This window comes from Microbacterium sp. P2_F9 (assembly GCF_056403635.1).
Genome location: NZ_JBFUFC010000385.1, coordinates 1 through 1488, shown reverse-complemented (window position 1 = coordinate 1488; position 1488 = coordinate 1). Strand labels below are relative to the sequence as shown.

Annotated in this window: 2 protein-coding genes; one reads left to right on the top strand and one right to left on the bottom strand. The window is 70.4% G+C overall.

The features are described 5' to 3' along the window. Positions 1 to 900 (top strand): DUF5605 domain-containing protein (locus tag AC1DVT_RS20220; protein WP_477391186.1); only part of this gene is annotated, 900 nt, incomplete at its 5' end. 23 nt (positions 901 to 923) lie between these two features. On the opposite strand, the gene AC1DVT_RS20215 is transcribed toward AC1DVT_RS20220, so the two are convergent. Beyond that, positions 924 to 1488, bottom strand: a 565-nt coding sequence (locus AC1DVT_RS20215; protein ID WP_477391184.1) for a substrate-binding domain-containing protein, incomplete at its 5' end; no start/stop codon positions are given.

Here is a 1488-nt window from a genome sequence, read left to right as displayed (position 1 = left end):
GGCATCGAAGCCGACCTCATCCTCTTCCACGCGTACGACCGGTGGGGCTTCGCCGACCTCGGTCCGGCTGTGGACGAGCGCTACCTCCGCTACCTCGTGCGCCGCCTCTCCGCCTACGCCAACGTGTGGTGGTCGATGGCGAACGAGTACGACCTGCTGTGGTCGAAGGACGAAGCCGACTGGGAGCGGCTCGCCGCGATCGTCGGCGAGGAGGACGCATTCGGCCACCTCAACTCGATCCACAACTGCCGGCCGTTCTACGACTATTCGAAGCCGTGGATCACGCACGTCAGCGTGCAGCGCGTCGACGTCTACCGCACCGCGGAGAACACCGACGAGTGGCGGGAGCGCTGGGGCAAGCCCGTCGTCATCGACGAGTGCGCCTACGAGGGCGACATCGACCAGGGCTGGGGCAACATCACCGGCGAGGAGATGACCCGCCGGTTCTGGGAGGGCGCCGTCCGCGGCGGCTATGTCGGCCACGGCGAGACCTACCTGCCGATCGAGTCGGGCGGCACCACCGTGCCCTCTCCCTCCGCCGGCGAAGACCCCGAGGTGCTCTGGTGGGCGAAGGGCGGCGAGCTCTATGGCTCTTCCCCCGCGCGCATCGGCTTCCTCGACATGCTGCTGGAAGAGACACCCGGCGGCGTCTGGGATCCGCTGCCGTCCGACTGGGACGTGCCCTGGGGCGGTATCGCCGGCCAGCACCTGGTCGGGTACTTCGGGTTCAACCGGCCGCGGTTCCGCAACCTGATCCTCCCCGAGGGGCAGTGGAGCGTCGAGGTGATCGACACCTGGAACCTGACGATCGAGCCGGTCGAGGGAACCCATTCCGGCACGGTGCGGGTCGACCTGCCCGGGCGGCAGTTCATGGCGATCCGCGCCATCCGCGTCGCCTGAGGCCCCGCCTATCGAGCCGAGACTCAGCCGCCGGTGGACTCCCGGACGACGAGCTCGGGCTGGAACCGCACATTGCGCTCGTGGTCGGCGCCGGCGACCTCGGCGAGCAGGATGTCGACGGCGCGGTAGCCGATGAGCGCGGCCGGCTGACGGATCGAGCTGAGCGGCACGACGGTCGCCGAGGCGAAGTCGATGTCGTCGTAGCCGATGAGGGCGATGTCCTCCGGCACCCGCAGGTCGGCGATGAGGTGCAGCCCCTGCAGCAGTCCGACGGCGAGCAGGTCGTTCGCGGCGAAGACCGCGTCCGGCCGATCCCCGGGCGCACGGGCGACGATCTGCTCGCCCGCGGCGCGTCCGCGCAGCACTGACAGGGCAGGCATCTCGATCACCTCGAGCGTCGCTCCTGGACATTCCGCGACGGCACGGCGCGCGCCCTCGAGCCGGTCGGCGACCTGCCGGATGCCGAGCGGTCCGCTCACGTACGCGATTCTCCGGCGGCCGATCTCGAGGAGGTGCGCGACGGCCAGATGCCCACCCTCGACGTCGTCGACGGCGACCGAGCTGAACGCCCCGCCGTCCGGCTCGCGG